Genomic DNA, 18,424 nt, shown 5'->3' on the forward strand with positions numbered 1-18,424 from the left:
TGAAACAATTCGGCTGATCTTTCCCCCATCCCTTCTATTATGCTAAGAGAAAAAAATAAAATCCTTGTAAGAGCGCAGCGAGCCATTGATATGGCCATCACTGCAGCAAGTTTTATTGCGGCCTATTTTATCAAGCGGGATCTGTTGCCAGAAGGGCTCAGCGGGCTGACAACCGGTCTCAATTATTATATTGTGTTCCTCTCCATCATCATTATCTGGTATGTCTGCTTCAGTTGGGTGGGGATCTACCAGTCCTTCCGGGAGCGTCCTCTCTCCTGGTTTTTTATTCACATTGTCAAGGCATGTCTGGCCGGACTATTGATACTGAATCTTTTTCTGTTCCTCTTCCATATCAGGGGCATGAGCCGATTGCTGCTCGGTATCTTTTTTGTTCTCAACGTGACTGGCCTGACACTGTTCAAATGGTTTGTGATCCTGATACTTGAACGGATGCGATCATTAGGATACAATACCCGTAATATCCTCATTGTGGGCAGTCAGACCAGGGCTGCGGGCGTGATCCGCTCCATTGACGAAACCCGTGGTGGCGGATATCGTATATTAGGGTGTTTTGACACTGAGCCTGACCGGGTGGGGGCAAATGTGGTCAACGGCTACCGGGTGGTGGGCAGTATGGCTGACCTCAGTGCTTTTCTTGAACATAACGTGGTGGACGAGCTGATTTTTGCCATGCCCCTGCGTAAGATCCAGGATCCAGGATGCTGGCCGTTATATAGCCATGGCCGAAACCATGGGGGTGAAAGTCAGGATCATTCCGGACTGGCAACTGCATTATCTGGACTATGCCCCGGATGTGGCAACCATCCGGGTGACAGATTTTGTAGGGGTACCCACGCTGACTCTTCAGAGTATCTCTCTGAACGAGGGGATGCTGCTGATTAAGGCATTCATGGATTATGGCCTTGCTCTGGTATTTCTTGCCCTGTTCTCCCCGCTATTTCTTCTCATTGCGCTTGCCATTGTTGTGATATCACCGGGGCCGGTCTTTTATCGTCAGAAACGGCTGGGTCAGGGGGGCCGAGTGAGATAAGCGGGGTCTGACCCCAATAACAAAATTTTTTTAAAAACTTCGGAATCGAGTTATAGATTTCAAGAAATGTAAGAAAGCTCTCAGCCAGCGTGAGTTTGCAAAACAAGGCGGAGTTCCCCGCACGCTGAAATAGAACTTGAGGTGAAAGCTTCCTACTCCGTTAAAAATTTGACAAAAGTGCTTGCATTGCGTATATTGATTGCAAAATTTAATTTTCAATGAGGAGTTGAAACCCATGGCGAGTTTAACAATCCGAAATATTGATGATTCTCTTAAAGCAACCTTACGGATGAGTGCTGCGGCAAACCAAAGATCAATGGAGGAGGAGGCCCGACAAATCCTCAAACGTTTTTTATTGCAAAAAAAATGCGCTGAGGGAATCGGGACTCGTATTGCAAAACGCTTTTCAGAGGCTGGAGGCATTGAACTCTCCCCTGTGTCTCGTTCTTTGCCTCGTCAATCTTCCATCTCATCAAGTGATTCATATCAATGATCCTTCTCGATACAAATGTTCTTTCCGAATTGATGCGCCCAAATCCCAACAACGGTGTTGTCGCGTGGATTGATGCCCTGCCGGATGATGATGTCTGGATTAGCGCGATCACAGTGGGGGAAATTCGCCTGGGTCTTGCCCTGCTGCCCCAGGGAGGTCGCAGGCAAACACTGAGTGGACTGGCAGAAGAGATGTTCCAGGAGGAGTTTTTTGAAAAATGTCTGCCTTTCGACTATCAAGCCGCTGAAGTGTACGCACAGATCGTTTCGTCACGAAGTCGGCAAGGGCGGCCCATTACGGTTGAAGATGCACAAATTGCTGCAATCGCCCTGAGTTCGGACCTTGAGCTATCAACTCGGAATGTCAAGGATTTTCTGGGCATTGAAGAGTTAAAACTGGTTAATCCGTGGGAATTATAGAGCGATGTGGGGTCAGGCCTGCTTTATTCTCGTTATTGGGGATGGGTATTGGGTGCCATTTGGGTTGCAAAATATCTGGCTGAGCAGATGATGAAGGCCCAGTCATAAATAGGCACTTGACTGTATAGATTAAAATCAAATGGGTATCGATAGGCCCAAATGTTCCTTTGGTCATTTTTGGCAAGGTTGAAAAGTCCCTTCTGAAAAACCGGGTTATTCAAATCCAGTAGTATGAGCTGTTCTGTTATTTCAGTTATTATTTAATCCGGGCTGCCAACTGTTCAATATCACTATTGCCCGGAGGATTTTTTTCTGCCCAGGCAATAGCTTCGTTCAGTTCTGTCTGAACTTCCGGCATATGAATCCATTTTTCATTATCAGGGATGAATCTTCCCAGCTTGACGAGAGCCAGACACCTGTATCGACTTTGCTTAACATGACAGTTTGTCCTGCAAATTTTTTGCCGGGGGAGATCTGGCCACTGCTTCCCATTGTTTTGATGATATCCATAATGTACTCCCTCTGAGGTGAATCAGTATGAGATGTGGCAGCGCTTTCCATGAAACCGGGTCTTACCTGCTTCTGGCAGCCAGGTAGGGTGGGCAAAAGCAACGCGTTGCCCACCGTTGTATGTATAAACATTTCATACCGGATTTGTGCAGAATTTGAGAAAAATTCATTCAAAGCCTGTTTTAGATCGGTTGTAAGGGCAAATTAAGCTGGAAATATTACGGCAGATAAAAGCGATACCAGAATTTAATTTTATTCTTTTATGTTCTTTTTTCCGGCCCTGCCCGGAAAAGATGATTAAAATCAAGAATATTGCTGCACATCCGCTTGACTGGAATGTGATATTTGAAGAGTCTTTGTATCAAAAGGTCTTTCCCCTTGTATATAAAAATATTATAACCATTGTTCCCGACGCTCCTCCCGTCGGAATTTTAAAAAAATATCAGGTAATCTATGCAAAAAACGCAACAAAAAATCTCTACTATTCTGCCTTTTTGGTCAGGATTAGTAAATTATTCAATGAACGCAATATTAAAACTCGATGATCCAGTTTTTTGGGATTAGACAATGTCACAATATTGGGAAATGTAAAGGCTGGTCAAGTCGATGGTATAATGCCAACTATTCCAGCTGATATCTCACCCATCGGTTGGCCAGCCTCCACTGAGCAGAATAAAATAAGTTTTACTTGAATACAAGGGTTCCATTGCGATATATGCTTCATTTCTGCAAATAATAAATGAGGCGGATGTGTTAATAGAGAAGCTGTTGCCGTTTGTTGAAAATTATACCGAGTCACTGAATACTGAGTTAACAGAGTCTTCCCCTGGGATGACCTTAAGTAAATCACAAAAATTCTGGCTGGGTTTCTGCATCACTGGAATCATTTTAACCAACAGCATCAATTGGACTGCTTTTTCCCGTATCAGCATAGGACGGTATAAAAAAACAGCACTTTCCTGGATGTTTCGCCATTCTAAAATTGCTTGGGAGCATCTGTTCCACTTCAGTCTCAAAATTATTTTCAAAGTATATGGTATCACCAAAGGCGTTGTCAGTATTGATGATTCCGATAAAAAGCGCAGTAAATGCACAACAAAAATTTTTGGCGTCAACAAAATAAAAGACAAATCAACAGGCGGTTTTTGCATGGGGCAAGGTTTGGTATTTTTGGTATTGGTAACACCGAAAATAACCATTCCAATAGGCTACGCCTTTCATGTTCCTGATCCAAAAATCAGCGAATGGGTCAAGGAGAATAAAAGGTTAAAAAAGGCTGGAGTACCAAAATCAAAACGCCCGAAAAAGCCGGTGCGATCAGATGAATATCCAACTATTTCAAGTATTTCTATAGCTCTTTTAAAAACCTTTGTACAGCAACACCCTGAAATAAAAATAGAAGCAATTGTTGCAGATGCCTTGTATGGTAATGCTGAGTTCATGGATGAAGCTTCAAAAATTGCAGGAAGCGCTCAAGTCATTAGTCAAATAAGGTACAATCAAAATATTTCATTCAAAAACAGTAAAAAATCAGTGGAAAAATATTTTGAAAATATTCAACCGATTCAAAAAACCATACATATACGCGGAGGCAAAGGGGTTGTTGTACTTATTAAAAGTGCCAGAATACATGTGTGTGCCCATAGAAAAAAACGATTTGTCATTGCAATAAAATACACTGGAGAAGAGGACTATCGGTACCTTGTCGCTTCGGACCTGACCTGGCGATATGCTGATATAATAGATGCTTTTACTCGATGATCCAGTTTTTAGAGCTTGACTTTAAGAAATGCCCAAATAACAGGCATTTCGGTAGATACCATGAAGCCGTCATATAAATCATTAAACCCTCAAAAGCATTGATAAATGGGCTTATTAAAAATGCAACACAAAAAAACTGGATCATCGAGTTTTATAAATAAACTCCAATATGTTTTCAGGCTTATTTTCAGACCCACTGATAAAGATTGGCTGTGTTGTCCTGTGCCGGGAAGCTTTGGGTTTATTCATTATGTTATAACCCACATTGAGCAGGTGATTTTTTTAAAAAAATAATTTACATTATCTTCATCTTAAAGCACTACAGAGAAAGTGAGAAGGATGGAATTAGAAATAAGTCGGTTAGATCATTATGGTATCGTAGCAGGTGTTATCAAAGATCTAAAGCTGATAGAACAAATTGATAGCCTGCTGGGAGTACATGAACAGTCGGAGATAACCCATGGAGAAGCCATTGCCGGTATGATTATCAATGGCCTTGGGTTTACTGACAGACCTCTTTCGTTGACGCCTCAGTTTTTCGAAAATAAACCGCTGGAGCTTCTATTCCGTCCGGGGGTTCGAGCCGAATATTTCAACCGTTTTAAACTGGGGCGTACTCTGGACGCCGCTCATAATTATGGCCTTGAGTCACTATTTGGCACTCTATCCGCATCCGTATGCAGGCAAGAACAGGTTGATTGTAGTTTTGGATGTGAAGACACCACCAGTTTTTCTACCACGGGTGAGCATTTGCCGGATGAAGACACCGAGGCAGTCATTATTACCCATGGGTATTCCAAAGATCACAGGCCTGATTTGAAACAAGTAGTCCTGGAGCTTATGGTCTCTCAAGACGGGGGAATTCCACTTTTAATGAAATGCTGGAATGGCAATGATGATGATAATAGTATTTTCAAGCATCGAGCCAAAGAACTCATAGAAGCCTGGAAGGATGCGGAGAGCCCACGATACCTTATTATGGATTCAAAGGGGTATAGCCAAAAAAATGCGATCAATCTGAAATCGTTGGATTTTATCACTCGAATTCCGGAAACAAATGCCCCGGCCAAGGCAACCATTCGGGATGCTTTAAAGCAGGATAACTGGGAAACTTGGGATGAACAAAGAAAATATACCTGCTTTGAAGTAGAGCATTATGGTATCCGGCAACGCTGGATTGTTGTTTTTTCTGAAGCCGCTTTAAATCGCTCTAAAAACACAGGGGAAAAAGCGAGTATCAAAGAAAAAACCGGGATTGACAAGGATCTTTATCATTTACAAGCACAAAGTTTTAAAAGTGAGACAGAAGCCTTGGATGCCCTGAAAAAAATGTGTAACGCGTGGAAATATTACGTACTTCAAGAGGTTGAAATTGAAGAACATAAAAAGTATTTGAACAAAGGCAGGCCTGGTAAAAACAGTCCATTTGAGCTTGAATACAAGATTAAGTGTATAGTGGAAAAAAAATTGGCACAAATTGATCAAATCGTGAAAGAAAAGGCTTGTTTTATAATTGGGAGCAATGTTCCACAACCTGAGTTAGGCGATCTTGAGGTACTTCAAGCCTATCAAGGCCAGGATCATGTTGAAAAAGGTTTCGGATTCATGAAAAGCCCACTATGCTTTGCCTCTTCGTTCTTTCTGGAAAAAGTATCCAGAATCGAAGGATTGATAATGGTAATGACGCTATCGCTACTTGTTTACACTACGGCACAGAGGCGTTTGAGAAAGGCACTGGAGTATGTAGATGAGACTATTCCCAATCAGATTAAGCAACCCAGTAAACGTCCCACTATGAGATGGATTTTTCAACTTTTGGAGGGGATCAATCATGTTGTGGTAAGAGACGGACAGCAGGCTAAAGTGATGTTAGAAGGTCTCAATGGACTACGCCGAAGAATACTATCGCTGTTGGGAGCTTCTGTCGCAAAAATATATCAACTAAAGCCATCGATTGGCGATGGCTTCGTAAAGAGGCTATGATGTTTCACGGATACCTGATTTACAAAGGTCATATTTTATACATTTAACTAACTATAAAAACAAGTAATTTTTTATGATTATAATCCAAGAATACCTGTTTAATTAATCTGAAGGAGACCTAAATTAGATTTGAAAAAGTTTATTTTTATATGAAAGTCTCGTTAAGTTGTTGAGATACTTTCATTCTTTGTTGTGGGTCGAAGCCTGGCAGCTGATATGTCAGGTCGGCCCGTGGCCGTTATATGAAAGAGTAGCGAAACTGACTGGTTTCTTTCATGGTTTGTTGTGCCCACCAGGGCATGGTCGTTTATTTAAAAAAAATGATCGAACAATTCAGAAAAAGAGTAAGGCTACCTGCTCAATCTGGGTTATAAGGCCTTTTCGATTAATTTACATACAATTGAGTAAATTATATGCTTAGAGAACAGCGTTCATTAATACTGGATTGCGAGAAGTTCCTTGATATTACAATCACGGCCTTCTCATTCATTGCCGCATATTTTATCAAAAGGCACCTGGTACCGGGTCGTTTGGCTTGTCTGTCTACGGATTCTAACTACTATCTGATCCTTACCCTCATCATTATTTCCTGGTATATCGCCTTCAAATGGATGAACATGTATATGTCATACAGGGAGAGGCCGTTCTGGCCGTTTTTTACCGGCATCGTAAAGTCAAACCTGCTGGGGATGATCCTGCTTACCATTATTATGTATGTTATGCATATCCATGCCATCAGTCGTCTTTTAATGGGTATATTCATTGCCTTGAATATTGGGCTGCTTACCCTGTCTAAGTTTATAATTTTCACGACTCTGGAGAAGCTCAGGACAGATGGATTTAACACCCGCAGTGTGCTTATTATTGGCAGCAAAGAGCGGGCAAGGGAGGTCATCCGGGCTATTGAAAAATACAAGGCATCCGGGTACCGGGTGGCTGGCTGTTTTGATATCAAAGAGGAGCTGTTGGGGCAGACTGTTGAGAACGGACACAAGGTAATTGGCCTGGTCAAGGATCTGGAAGCGTATCTGAGGCACAATATCGTGGATGAGCTGATCTTTGCCATGCCCTTGAAAATTATTCAACGCGGGGATCGCTATCTGGCCCTGGCAGAAAGTATGGGTATCAAGATCAGGATTATACCGGACTGGGATATTCATTATTTTATGTACCATCCCAATATTGCGGTCATCCGGTTTGAATCTTTTCTGGGCGTTTACAATATGACCCTCCAGTCCACGCCGGCCAATGAAGGCAAACTCCTGATTAAACATGTTGCTGGTTATCTGACAGCCCTGGTGCTGACCCTGGTGCTGATGCCGGTATTTATTGCCGTGGCCGTTGCCATTAAGCGAACTTCACCAGGGCCTGTGTTTTATACACAGGAGCGGCTGGGCTTGAACGGCAGGAAATTCAAGCTCTATAAGTTCCGCACCATGGTGAACAATGCCGATGAAATTCGCAAAGAGCTGGAAGAGATGAACGAGATGGACGGCCCGGTGTTCAAGATCAAGGATGACCCCCGGATCATTCCCGGGATTGGTCAGTTTTTGCGCAAAACCTCTTTGGATGAACTGCCCCAGTTGTTTAATGTTCTCAGGGGGGAGATGTGCCTGGTGGGGCCAAGACCCCCAATTCCCAAAGAGGTGGATGAGTATGCGGTCCGGCACCGGCGGCGGCTCTCCATGAAGCCGGGCATGACCTGCCTGTGGCAGATTGCACCCAACCGTAATGATTTGAGCTTTGAAGAGTGGATGAAATTGGATTTAAAGTACATTGACAACTGGTCCCTGTTCAATGACGTTAAAATTCTGGTGCTGACAGCCCGGGCTGTGCTGACCCGGTCTGGCAGGTAGATTCAAAGCCTGTATTTTCATCGTTTTGGGTCTTGCTTTTGCGGGCATTATTATCGGCACGACCATGCCGGCGGGAATGAAAAAATCAAATATGATTGCGGCCGGCACGGAGTTGGCCCAGATATATATTGACAGGCGTTCAGGGCATTTGAGTGATTTTTTCATTGATGCTGCCGGGGGGTGCCTGGGGATAATGATCGCTCTCCTGGGCCAGAGACTGAATAACAAAAGAATCAAAGGAGGTGGAAATGACTGGGTTTAAAAAGGAACTTATCACTATCGTTATTCTCGCAGTTATGGCGGTAACCGGCATCTATATCGCAAATGCTGTTCCGGTTGAGGAGGAGATTTCTTCAATCCCTTCTATTAACGTCTCTGACTAATCGTTGACATAATAATATTAAGTTGCAAATCGCAGAAGATATATTTGAGCTGGTGATTTCAAAAATGGAAAAAGAATGCGGGATAAAATATTTTAAAGCTGCCGATATCACTGTTCAGGTTCAATCTGATTATCCGATTGGAAAGAATACATTCCATTCAAAATTTGAGCGATTTGAAGTTTTTGAAAAAAATAAAGATTCTATTACTCGATGATCCAATTTTTTTGTGTTGCATTTTTAATAAGCCCATTTATCAATGCTTTTGAGGGTTTAATGATTTATATGACGGCTTCATGGTATCTACCGAAATGCCTGTTATTTGGGCATTTCTTAAAGTCAAGCTCTAAAAACTGGATCATCGAGTTTTATGGATCCGGCATTTTTTTTGTTGCCCAACTCATTACAGTTGCGTGCGGCATTGGATTGCTGGCTGCGTTGCTCGGTTTTGCTGCGGACTACATCAAAAAGTCACAAGCCCAGACCGTTGCCGATTATATGTATGCCATCCTCCATGAGCAGTCCTGCCGGGTGGACCTTGCATTTTTTGAATCACCTGAATGCCGGGATACGCTGTTCCGGGCCCAGCAGGAAGGACCGTACCGGCCGACTAAAATTGTCAACGGGCTCTTTGCCGCAGGTCAGGCAGGGGCATCTTTTTTAGCTGTCGCCTGGTTGCTGGCGGTGTTTAATCCGCTGCTGCCGCTGATCATTGTTGCTGCGGCTGTACCTGGTATCCTTTTGAGGTTGAGCTATTCAAAGAAAATTTATGAATGGCAGGAAAAGAAGACTGAAGATGAGCGGCGTGCCTATTATTTCCATTGGATGCTGACCGGCGATGCCCATGCCAAAGAGTTCAGGCTGTTCAACCTGGGGCCGTATTTTATAGAACGATTCCGGCAGATCCGGTCAACGCTTAAAGAGGAAAAACTCTGGTTTGAGCGGCGAAGGGTCATGGGGGACTTTATTGCCCAGGCAAGCACCATCGTCTGCGTATTTGCTTCTTTTGCCTATATCTCTTTAAAAGCGGCCAATGGCGAAATTACACAATAGGTGACCTGATCATGTATTTTCAGGCCTTTCAGCGGGGCCTCGGCTATTTGAAAACGCTGTTGGAAACCGGTGCGGAAATGTATGAGGATAATTTATTCTTATCCCATTTCTATCAGTTTTTAAAAGTTAAACCGGATATTAAATCTCCCCATCATCCTCTCCCGGTTCCTCAAAAAATAGAAGCAGGTATTGAATTTAGAGATGTGGATTTTTTTACCAGAAAGATGGAAAAAAATGTGCTTAATTGTGTAAATTTTTCCATAGGACCCGGTGAGATTGTTGCCTTGGTCGGTAAAAACGGTTCAGGAAAATCTACCATAGTAAAAATTTTAACCCGCCTTTATGATCCCCAAAAAGGGGGGGGGCTATCTGGATGGTATGAATATAAACAAATTTGATATAGGTTTGTTTAGAAAAAAAATCAGTGTCGTATTTCAGGACCATATTAAATATTACTTAAAGGCCGGTGAAAATATTCTGCTGGGCGATATCGATCGAGACGCTGATACGGAAAGTATCCGGGCCGCAGCAGTAGAATCGGGCATTGATAAAAAAAATTGCCTTCTGCCCGGTGGATATGATACGCTTCTTGGTCGCTGGTTTAAAAACGGAGAAGAGTTGAGTATCGGTCAATGGCAGATGCTTGCAATTGCCAGGGCGTTTTATAGGGATGCCGAAATTGTTGTTCTGGATGAACCGTCCAGCGCGCTTGATCCCGAGGCCGAAAAAAAATTGTTTGTTTCGTTAAGGCGGTTAATACAAAACCGTTCGGCCCTGATCATCAGCCATCGCTATTCAACTGTCCGGCAGGCGGACAGGATACTGGTCATGGATCAAGGCAGGATAATAGAGCAGGGCAGCCATAACGACTTGATGGGGCTTGACGGTGAGTATGCCCGTCTTTACAATGCCCAGGCAAAGGGATACACCACGATAAAAGAGGACGTCAATTGAAAAAAAGAAGCTGTAACAGATTTTATATTCCAGGGGCAACGCTTCACTATCGGGAATCGTCATTTTTTTTCTTAAAAGGAAAATTTACACAAGACCATTTTCCCGTGATCAATTTGAGTAAGGGCGGGGCAAAATTTTTATCCCACAAGCGACTGACGCCTGGAAAGGACATTTTAATCAGGCTGAATATTCCCGGCCGGGAAAATTCATGTGAGATCCTGGCCGATGTCCGGTGGATATCAAGGAATCCTGAACAAAGTTATAAGTACCAGACCGGAATATCATTCAAATCCTTTGGAAACGGCAGGAAAAAAAATTCTAAAACGATTCTGGATTTTCTTACAAACCTTGAAAATTCAGCCGGGCAGTTGGAACATCCGCAGGTATCTTTATTGCAATGACTTTGTTTTCATTGAGTTACTGCGCAACAGAAAATAAAAACAATTTATATTTATACATTAAATAAAGGAGGTAGCATGAAGTATCTTGTGTCAATCCTGGCTGCTGCTTTGTTGACAGCAGTATGCGTTACCATCGGTACAGCCCAGACCGCAAGCGAGGAAAACCAGCCCTGGCATCTTGTCTTTGCATCTGATCTTGCGAAAATCGCCGATCCCCAGAAAACCGATGGGCTTGGGGATACACTGACTGAAGAGGAGGCCCTGGACCAGGCCATTAAAAAGGCGATCATAGACAACAAAGCACCTGCCTGGCAGGTTCTAAAAGTGGCGGTTGGGATGAATTTTAATCCCTATTCCGTGCTTTCCGCCATTTTTAAATCCAGTGAGAACGTTGACTTGGGCCAGTTGTATACATATGCAACTGAGACCGGAGGGAGTGATTCATTGCTCAGCGAGCTGAATCTTAATGATATCCCCATTGACAAAACGGTAATGCAACAGGCGGTCAATGATGCTCTCTCCGCCGGCCTGCTCACCCAGAACGAAGTTTCCAAGGTCCAGCAGCTGATCGATCAGGGCCTGGCGTTTACTGAGCAGATCACTCCCATTGAACGGAATGATCCAGCTGAAAGCAACACCGATTATTCGCCCTAACACCCCGATTTTAAGCTTTTCCAGTTCATTTTATGGTTCAACAGTAAAAACCCTGCTTGACAACAGGGTTTTTATTGTTGACACATTCATTTAGTTCCATTAAGCAATGCTTTGGTAAATCTCTTTTTCTCTTTTAAACAATAAGGTGTCACCATGATGAAAAAAATTTTAAGAGTTTTATCCGTCTCGATTATGATATTGGGAATATCCGGCTCGGCTCTTTATGCCGAAGATATTCCTGCCGGACAATCCGAAATTGTTCCAGCCGAAACTCTCCCCGCAGGCCAGAGTGATTCCATTCCCGCCGGCCAGACCGAAGCGGGGGCAGAAGAGGGGCAGGGGGTTACTTCCGATATTTTCGGACAAGAGGGCGGGATTGTCCATCCCTACATTATTGTCCAAGAAAAATGGACGGACAACCTGTTCACCACACAGTCCGATGAAAAATCCGATTTTGTAACGACTATTGCACCGGGGATCTGGCTGGCGTTCCCTGCCAACCGTGAAAAACTGTTGTCACTGGACACCACAACAAGCGCATCCGGCGGCATGAAATTGAGCAGGATCAAGCCTGAAGGGCTTAGGCGTTTCCAGACCTACTTTTTGTACTCTCCTGAAGTGGAGTTGTATGCCGACCATTCGGACCAAGATCATTTTAATCATAATGCCCAGGGATTGTTCCAGTATAACCTGAATAACGGACTTTCCTTTGATATCATAGATATTTTCAAGGATAGAGAAGATATTTCCGATGACGGTACCAGTGATACCCTTTACAGGTATAGTAGCAACCTGGCTGACTTCATCACCACCTATGATCCTTCTGAAAAACTGACCCTGAGATTTGATTATTCAAATTATTATCTTGACTATAACGAGGATGTTAACGATTATCGGAACAGGATGGATAATGGGTTTGACTTTTATCTCTTTTACAAGTTCACACCTAAAACCTCTGTATTTGCCCAGTATGCCTATACCCTTATTGATTATGACGATAACGACGATTACGACAATACGGAAAATAAATACTTTGCAGGTATAAACTGGGCCATGACCACCAAATCCCGCGGCCGGTTTAAAGTCGGTTACATGGAAAAGAGTTTTGACGGTGCCGGTATCGACACCGAAGACGGACTCTCCTTTGAACTCCAGGCCCAGCACAATTTTTCAGCCAAGCGGGCTATCCAGGCCAATGCCTACAGGATGTTCAACGAATCTGACATGGCATCTGCATCAGGCTATTATAATACCGGCATTGATGTGGGACTGACGCAAAAATTTACTGAAAAAATATCAGCTACATTGAATATGACTTATGAAAAACACGAGTACAACGAAAGTGACCGGGAGGATGATTACATCAGACTCGGTCCTGCAATGCGTTGGACTCCCAGGGAATGGGGCTTTTTTGATCTTGCATACTACTGGACCAATAAAGATTCAAATGAAAATTATTACGATTACACCAGCAACATGGTTATACTCAGGTTCACCATGACCCTTTAAAAAATGAATATAATGAATTTCTTACACCGGTTTGTTTTTGTCTTTTTGGTTGCGCTGATTCCCTTTACCGCATCTGCCCAGGATTACAGCGTCGGGGAGGGGGATATACTTGAAATCAGAGTATATGAAAATGAGGATCTGGATACAACGTCACGTGTGTCATCCGAGGGGACCATCCGGGTCCCCTTGATCGGTGAGATCCGTGTTGAGGAGATGACCGTATCCCAAGTGTCCACCCTTATTGAAAAAATGCTGGCTGACGGATATCTGATCTCCCCTCAGGTGGATGTATTTATTAAAGAGCATCGAAGCAAACAGGCGGTGATTCTAGGCCAGATCCATAAGCCCGGCCAATATGAGGTACGGGGGCAGGTCACGTTGCTTGAATTCATATCTACGGCCGGAGGACTGACTGATGATGCCGGGAGCACGGCAATCATTAAAAGAACGGGCGAAGGTGTGGATCAAAAAGATAAAATAGTCATTAATCTTGAAAATCTCATTGAAAAAGGCGACGCCTCTTTGAATATCAATATCCAGGGTAATGATTCAATTTATATCTCCAAGGCAGAGACCTATTATGTGTCAGGGGAAGTGAACAAACCTGATTCCTACAAATACGAAACCGATGTGACGGTGATCAAGGCGGTGACTATGGCCGGCGGTTTCTCCAAAATTGCCGCAAAAAATAAAGTCAACATTATTCGTACCGTTAACGGGGAAAAGCAAATTTTTGAACGGGTGAACATGGACGAACCTGTGCTTCCCGGTGATGTTATCGTTGTTCCCGAAGGCTTGTGGTAAACATGACAGAAAATATTCAGGAAAAAGAAATTCATCTCAAGGACTATCTAAGGGTCCTTAAAAAGCGCCGCGGCACCATCATTACCTTTTTTATACTGACATTTGTAACGGTTGTCATTGCAACATATACGGCCACGCCCATGTTCCGGGCAGGCACCAAGGTCATGATCGAAAAGAACACCAGCTCGGACCTGACCTCGGCATACCGGTATACCCCCTATGATCCGGAATTTCTGGAAACCCAGTACCAGCTTATCAAGAGTGCGGCTGTGATGGAAAAAGTGGTCAATAACCTGGGGCCTGAACAATTTTACGACCTTATCTTTAAACCCGATGAGAAGCCCTCTTTGATTGCAATTGCCAAAGCCTGGGTTAATGATCGGGTTGTCGATATTAAAGATGTTCTAGGAATTGACCGTCTGCTCAGCTCAGAAGATGAAGATGTTTCCGGCGAATCCGGCATTGAGACAGTTCCCCTGACCAAGGCTGAGCAATTGGAAGAAGTCATTAAGAATGGGATTTCAGCTGAACCGGTATCCAACTCCAGGGTGGTGCAGATCAGTTTTATGGCCGACAATCCTGCCGTAGCCGCCAAAATTGTTAATTCCGTTGCCCAGGCCTATATTGAAGAACTGGTGGAGATGCAGATGGAGGCGTCCGGGTACAGTATCGGTTGGATGAAAAAAAAGGCCGATCTCCAGAGAAAAAGCCTGGAAGAGTCCGAACGGATTCTCCATGCCTATAAAAAAGAACACGATATTATAACGATTGAAGACAGATTGACGGTGTTGCCCGAAAGACTTTCGGATCTGTCCAGAAAAATGACCCAGGCTGAAACAGAGAGAAAAGAACTTGAATCTGTTTACAGCCAGGTTAAAAACATATCCAGAGATAAGTTGGAAACCATCCCTGCCATTGTAGAAAATACTTCTGTGGATTCCATCAACAGGGCCATACTTGCTGCTGAGCAGAAAATATCCGAACTGTCGAAAAAATACGGTTCTAAACATCCCAGGATGATGACGGCGAAAAACGAACTGGCTGATCTGAAGAAAAAGAAATACACCGAACTGGACAAGGCGGTGCAGACCATTAAAAACAAGTACCAGCTTGCCATATCCAATGAAAAGAGCTTCAAAGAACTTTTGGATCAGAGCAAATTCCAGACATCGCAGCTTGGGGAAAAGTCCATCCAGCTTGAAATTCTGAAAAGAAAGGTTGAAACCAACCGCTTTCTTTACGATGCACTGATTAAAAAGATGAAGGAAGAAGGAATCACCGAGCAGAGCCAGTCTGTCAATGTCTGGGTCATTGAAGATGCAAGGGTTCCTGAGTTTCCGGCAACGCCCAATAAGAAGAGAAATATTCTGCTGGGGATTGTTTTGGGGCTTTTCGGCGGGATCGGTCTTGCCTTTTTCCTGGAGTACCTTGATACCACCATTAAAACGCCCGAGGATATTGAAGAAAAATTTAATATTCCAGTGATTGCAACCGTGGATCTTTTCAAAAACAAGGACAAAACGATTGTCGAACATGTGTTTGATGATCCCTCTTCCATGGTGTCGGAAAATTTTAAAAGCATGCGGACATCCATTCTTCTCTCTTCACCAGACCATCCCCCTAAAATCATACTGGTTACCTCCATGACTTCGGGTGATGGCAAGTCTTCTGTGTGCGCCTGCCTGGCATCAGCCATTGCCCAGACCGGTAAAAAGGTGTTGGTGATTGACGGTGATATGCGGCGGCCCACCCAGCATAAAATTTTCGGGTTGGATAATTCAGCCGGGTTGAGTTCTCTGTTGGCCGGCATGGATGTGTCAGGAGATGCGCTGATCAACAGGAAAGTTGATGCCACCGGGCTTATTGACATCATTACCTCAGGTCCCATTCCGCCCAACCCTTCCGAACTGTTAAGTTCAACCATGGCCGGAACACTGATCGATAACGCAGCCGGGTCCTATGATTTCATCATCGTGGACACACCGCCCCTGGCCAGTGTCACCGATCCTCTGATCACGAGCCGGCATGTGGACGGAGTGATTATTGTTACCTGGGCCGGGAAAACCAATTATGAATTGATGGGAAAAGGAATACGGCAGTTCAAGGATATCTCCGTTCCGATCATGGGTGTGGTACTCAACCGCTTCAATGCTAAAAAGAGTGGATATTATTATAATTACGGAGATTATTACTACGCGTCGGAATCCTGATCTGATAATAGAGATTTGATTTGAAAACAGCTCGCTTTTCTATTTTTTTTCTGATTTTCTTTACGCCTCTGGCCTTTGGTACCAAGGCACCATGGTCATACGGAATCATGGAGGGGATGATTGGTGCAGGGCTGTTTTTTTTTGCCCTGGCCGTGATTAAAAAACAGGTGCAGCCGGTTGAGGTGCCCGCACTTGTGCCCCTGCTTATTTTCCTGGTTTATATCCTTTTCCAGGTGGTGCCCCTGCCGCCTGGATTGGTCAAATTTGTGTCTCCCCATGCCTATGCCATCCATTCCAGGGCGTATGAACTTTTTGATGCCCAGGGGTGGATGACCCTCTCCATTCATCCCCACTCCACGGTGTTCCAGTTTTTCCGGTATGCCTCCTATACCGCTTTTTACCTCCTTACCATCCAGGTATTAAAAGAAAAGGGGGCACTTCAGTCCATTGCTTTGTCCATTGCAGCATACGGCGGACTTCTGGCTTTATCATCCATTCTTCAGCTTTACCTGACCGAGGATATGGCCCTTTGGTTCTGGTACACCCCGGAAAATTCCATGGTCATGGGGCCCTACAGCAACCATAACCATTATGCCGGGCTCATGGAAATGATTTTTCCACTGGTGCTTGGACTGTTCTTTTTTTACCGGCCCAGGATCGGGGAGACCTCTTTTATCCGGGGGATCATTGAAATCCTGAACCAGGAAAAGGCCAATATTCATATTCTTATCGGGACCTCGGCCTTACTGGTCATTGTCTCTATTTTTGTGAGCCTCTCCCGGGGGGCCATCATTTCTACCTGTCTTGCGTTATCCGTGTTTTCCTTTTTGCTCGTAAGGCGTAAAACGAACCGGAGAAACAGCCTGTTAATCATTGGTGTGATTATGGCTGTTGCCCTTGCCATGGGATGGTTCGGGTGGGATCAGGTGTTTGAGCGGTTTGCCAAGATGAAAAATCCCGAAGGCGTTCTGTATAATACCCGGCTTGAATTCTGGAAGGACAGTTTTCAGATTATCAAGGATTTTTTTCTGACAGGGGCGGGTTTTGGCGGGTTTGTTCACATCTATCCACCGTATAAAAGTCTGATTGACAACCGGGTGCTGAACTATGCCCATAACGATTATATCCAATTGCTGGTTGAAGGCGGGATTATCGGGTTTTCAATTATTGCCGTTTTCATGGCTGTCTTCTTTTTCAAGTCCTTCAAGGCGTTTTCAAAACGGCGGGACGCCTTTTGTGTTTATCTGTATATGGGCAGCATCACCGGGATGGTCTCCATCCTTTTTCACAGTTTTACGGATTTTAATCTGCATATCGGGGCCAACGGCCTGTGGTTTGCATTTCTGGCCGGACTTGCGGTTTCCGCCGCCAATACCAATATCCGGGGAGAGCACAGCCCCACAAGACTGGTTTCTGTTGAGGGAATCTTTAAGCGTCGGGTGTTTACCGGGGTGTCCATGGGGTTCGTGGTTGCCGTGGCACTCTTCCTGGCCTCTCATCTGGGAGGTGCTTTTTATCTGGCCCATATCAAAGATAAAGTGATTACATCACAAACCAGCCGGGCGGAGCTTGATGCCATCCAATCGATTGCACGGACGGCTTCGGCATTTGATCCGCTGCTGTCACGGTCCAGGTATTTTGAAGCGGTTTCCGCGATCCGCAAAAATAACATGGATCAGGCCGAACTTTTGTTTCGAACCGCAATCCATCTGGCGCCTTTAAATTCATGGTATTTGATGCGGTTCGGACGCTTTGCCGCCCGTAATGGGCAGGCGGAAAAGGCTGAAACAGCATTTTCCCTGGCCGTTCAATACCGGCCGACCCTGCCGGCATACACCCTGCAGTACGGTACCTGGCTGCTGTCAACGGATCGGATTGATCAGGGGCTTGCGCTGTTAAAGACCACCCTTGAGCTTGATGATGAATACTCGGATACGGTCATTCGAACCCTTCTTGTGGCCAATGTGGACCATGAAAGGATATTGACGGCCATTCCAAGAGCCCCAGGCCCCATGTTTGCCTATGCAGACTTCTTGTATACCGTTGGACGGCAGAGCCAGGGGCAGGAAATTTACAGGGAGATGCTGGCTATTTTGGGAGAGCTGGATAATCCCAAAATATCGAACTATTGGCGGGTTTATCGATTTTTTATCCGGCAGAAAAATATTAAAGATGCGATAGCGGCCCTGGAAAAAGCTGAAACCGCTATACCCGGTTATCCTGAATTTAAGATTGAGCTGGGCGATTTGTACCGGCGTCAGGGTATTTTGTTCAAGGCCCGGGAAAAGTATGAGCAGGCACTCTATGTTGATCCAAATAATAAAAAAGCGCGTCAGCGCCTGGAGAAAATGGATTCTCAATCAACAGAAGGGTAAGATTCATAACA

At 44.4% G+C, this 18,424-nt stretch carries 19 protein-coding genes; all 19 read left to right on the forward strand.

Annotation, left to right across the window (positions count from 1 at the left end):
• Positions 1-90 precede the first annotated feature (90 nt).
• Entirely contained in the window at positions 91-903 is an 813-nt protein-coding gene (locus tag DESPODRAFT_RS21290; protein WP_245531948.1) for a nucleoside-diphosphate sugar epimerase/dehydratase, read from the forward strand.
• Complete coding sequence (locus DESPODRAFT_RS21540; RefSeq protein WP_277005339.1) at positions 890-1,051, forward strand: sugar transferase; 162 nt, start codon at positions 890-892, stop codon at positions 1,049-1,051. Before DESPODRAFT_RS21290 ends, DESPODRAFT_RS21540 begins: the two co-directional genes overlap by 14 nt.
• A 235-nt stretch (positions 1,052-1,286) precedes the next feature.
• On the forward strand, positions 1,287-1,544 hold the full coding sequence (locus DESPODRAFT_RS19665) for a FitA-like ribbon-helix-helix domain-containing protein (RefSeq protein ID WP_004074983.1): 258 nt from the start codon (positions 1,287-1,289) through the stop codon (positions 1,542-1,544).
• The gene (locus DESPODRAFT_RS16370) at positions 1,541-1,963 is read left to right on the forward strand and encodes a type II toxin-antitoxin system VapC family toxin (RefSeq protein WP_004074985.1); all 423 of its coding nucleotides are present in this window, start codon (positions 1,541-1,543) and stop codon (positions 1,961-1,963) included. The genes DESPODRAFT_RS19665 and DESPODRAFT_RS16370 overlap by 4 nt, the downstream gene beginning before the upstream one ends.
• Positions 1,964-3,622: 1,659 nt before the next feature.
• Positions 3,623-4,234: a hypothetical protein gene (locus tag DESPODRAFT_RS21300; protein WP_245531949.1), complete on the forward strand. Its 612-nt coding sequence runs from the start codon at positions 3,623-3,625 to the stop codon at positions 4,232-4,234.
• A gap of 339 nt (positions 4,235-4,573) precedes the next feature.
• Positions 4,574-6,217: an IS1634 family transposase gene (locus DESPODRAFT_RS16400; RefSeq protein WP_004074991.1), complete on the forward strand. Its 1,644-nt coding sequence runs from the start codon at positions 4,574-4,576 to the stop codon at positions 6,215-6,217.
• Between the two features lie 413 nt (positions 6,218-6,630).
• A complete protein-coding gene (locus tag DESPODRAFT_RS16405; RefSeq protein WP_004074992.1) occupies positions 6,631-8,073 on the forward strand; it encodes a sugar transferase in 1,443 nt (480 codons plus the stop codon).
• Between the two features lie 76 nt (positions 8,074-8,149).
• Positions 8,150-8,335, forward strand: a complete 186-nt coding sequence (locus DESPODRAFT_RS16410) for a VanZ family protein (RefSeq protein WP_172635737.1) — start codon at positions 8,150-8,152, stop codon at positions 8,333-8,335.
• Complete coding sequence (locus DESPODRAFT_RS21545; protein WP_004074994.1) at positions 8,322-8,456, forward strand: hypothetical protein; 135 nt, start codon at positions 8,322-8,324, stop codon at positions 8,454-8,456. Before DESPODRAFT_RS16410 ends, DESPODRAFT_RS21545 begins: the two co-directional genes overlap by 14 nt.
• A gap of 64 nt (positions 8,457-8,520) precedes the next feature.
• Positions 8,521-8,670, forward strand: a complete 150-nt coding sequence (locus DESPODRAFT_RS20155) for a hypothetical protein (RefSeq protein WP_157488516.1) — start codon at positions 8,521-8,523, stop codon at positions 8,668-8,670.
• 59 nt (positions 8,671-8,729) lie between these two features.
• The gene (locus DESPODRAFT_RS18850; protein WP_157488517.1) at positions 8,730-9,506 is read left to right on the forward strand and encodes an ABC transporter ATP-binding protein; all 777 of its coding nucleotides are present in this window, start codon (positions 8,730-8,732) and stop codon (positions 9,504-9,506) included.
• 59 nt (positions 9,507-9,565) lie between these two features.
• Entirely contained in the window at positions 9,566-9,904 is a 339-nt protein-coding gene (locus DESPODRAFT_RS21550) for an ATP-binding cassette domain-containing protein (RefSeq protein ID WP_216594021.1), read from the forward strand.
• Positions 9,885-10,460 carry an ATP-binding cassette domain-containing protein gene (locus DESPODRAFT_RS18860; protein WP_052314719.1) on the forward strand — a complete coding sequence of 192 codons (576 nt, stop codon included), beginning with the start codon at positions 9,885-9,887 and terminating at the stop codon, positions 10,458-10,460. The genes DESPODRAFT_RS21550 and DESPODRAFT_RS18860 overlap by 20 nt, the downstream gene beginning before the upstream one ends.
• Positions 10,457-10,861: a PilZ domain-containing protein gene (locus tag DESPODRAFT_RS16420; protein WP_004074996.1), complete on the forward strand. Its 405-nt coding sequence runs from the start codon at positions 10,457-10,459 to the stop codon at positions 10,859-10,861. Before DESPODRAFT_RS18860 ends, DESPODRAFT_RS16420 begins: the two co-directional genes overlap by 4 nt.
• Before the next feature lie 75 nt (positions 10,862-10,936).
• On the forward strand, positions 10,937-11,515 hold the full coding sequence (locus tag DESPODRAFT_RS16425) for a hypothetical protein (protein WP_004074998.1): 579 nt from the start codon (positions 10,937-10,939) through the stop codon (positions 11,513-11,515).
• Between the two features lie 153 nt (positions 11,516-11,668).
• A complete protein-coding gene (locus DESPODRAFT_RS16430) occupies positions 11,669-13,024 on the forward strand; it encodes an outer membrane beta-barrel protein (protein ID WP_040016058.1) in 1,356 nt (451 codons plus the stop codon).
• A gap of 12 nt (positions 13,025-13,036) precedes the next feature.
• A complete protein-coding gene (locus DESPODRAFT_RS16435) occupies positions 13,037-13,828 on the forward strand; it encodes a polysaccharide biosynthesis/export family protein (protein ID WP_157488518.1) in 792 nt (263 codons plus the stop codon).
• A gap of 2 nt (positions 13,829-13,830) precedes the next feature.
• Complete coding sequence (locus DESPODRAFT_RS16440) at positions 13,831-16,038, forward strand: GumC family protein (RefSeq protein WP_004075003.1); 2,208 nt, start codon at positions 13,831-13,833, stop codon at positions 16,036-16,038.
• Between the two features lie 20 nt (positions 16,039-16,058).
• A complete protein-coding gene (locus DESPODRAFT_RS16445) occupies positions 16,059-18,413 on the forward strand; it encodes an O-antigen ligase family protein (RefSeq protein WP_004075005.1) in 2,355 nt (784 codons plus the stop codon).
• Positions 18,414-18,424: the final 11 nt, after the last annotated feature.

The sequence above is a fragment of the Desulfobacter postgatei 2ac9 genome (genome assembly GCF_000233695.2).
Lineage (GTDB): Bacteria > Desulfobacterota > Desulfobacteria > Desulfobacterales > Desulfobacteraceae > Desulfobacter > Desulfobacter postgatei.

What these genes read in the sequence shown, in the direction of transcription:
- DESPODRAFT_RS21290 (WP_245531948.1), top strand. Translation starts at nt 91, where the DNA reads ATGGCCATCACTGCAGCAAGTTTTATTGCGGCCTATTTTATCAAGCGG.
- DESPODRAFT_RS21540 (WP_277005339.1), top strand. Translation starts at nt 890, where the DNA reads ATGCTGCTGATTAAGGCATTCATGGATTATGGCCTTGCTCTGGTATTT.
- DESPODRAFT_RS19665 (WP_004074983.1), top strand. Translation starts at nt 1,287, where the DNA reads ATGGCGAGTTTAACAATCCGAAATATTGATGATTCTCTTAAAGCAACC.
- DESPODRAFT_RS16370 (WP_004074985.1), top strand. Translation starts at nt 1,541, where the DNA reads ATGATCCTTCTCGATACAAATGTTCTTTCCGAATTGATGCGCCCAAAT.
- DESPODRAFT_RS21300 (WP_245531949.1), top strand. Translation starts at nt 3,623, where the DNA reads ATGGGGCAAGGTTTGGTATTTTTGGTATTGGTAACACCGAAAATAACC.
- DESPODRAFT_RS16400 (WP_004074991.1), top strand. Translation starts at nt 4,574, where the DNA reads ATGGAATTAGAAATAAGTCGGTTAGATCATTATGGTATCGTAGCAGGT.
- DESPODRAFT_RS16405 (WP_004074992.1), top strand. Translation starts at nt 6,631, where the DNA reads ATGCTTAGAGAACAGCGTTCATTAATACTGGATTGCGAGAAGTTCCTT.
- DESPODRAFT_RS16410 (WP_172635737.1), top strand. Translation starts at nt 8,150, where the DNA reads ATGAAAAAATCAAATATGATTGCGGCCGGCACGGAGTTGGCCCAGATA.
- DESPODRAFT_RS21545 (WP_004074994.1), top strand. Translation starts at nt 8,322, where the DNA reads ATGACTGGGTTTAAAAAGGAACTTATCACTATCGTTATTCTCGCAGTT.
- DESPODRAFT_RS20155 (WP_157488516.1), top strand. Translation starts at nt 8,521, where the DNA reads ATGGAAAAAGAATGCGGGATAAAATATTTTAAAGCTGCCGATATCACT.
- DESPODRAFT_RS18850 (WP_157488517.1), top strand. Translation starts at nt 8,730, where the DNA reads ATGATTTATATGACGGCTTCATGGTATCTACCGAAATGCCTGTTATTT.
- DESPODRAFT_RS18860 (WP_052314719.1), top strand. Translation starts at nt 9,885, where the DNA reads ATGAATATAAACAAATTTGATATAGGTTTGTTTAGAAAAAAAATCAGT.
- DESPODRAFT_RS16425 (WP_004074998.1), top strand. Translation starts at nt 10,937, where the DNA reads ATGAAGTATCTTGTGTCAATCCTGGCTGCTGCTTTGTTGACAGCAGTA.
- DESPODRAFT_RS16430 (WP_040016058.1), top strand. Translation starts at nt 11,669, where the DNA reads ATGATGAAAAAAATTTTAAGAGTTTTATCCGTCTCGATTATGATATTG.
- DESPODRAFT_RS16435 (WP_157488518.1), top strand. Translation starts at nt 13,037, where the DNA reads ATGAATTTCTTACACCGGTTTGTTTTTGTCTTTTTGGTTGCGCTGATT.
- DESPODRAFT_RS16440 (WP_004075003.1), top strand. Translation starts at nt 13,831, where the DNA reads ATGACAGAAAATATTCAGGAAAAAGAAATTCATCTCAAGGACTATCTA.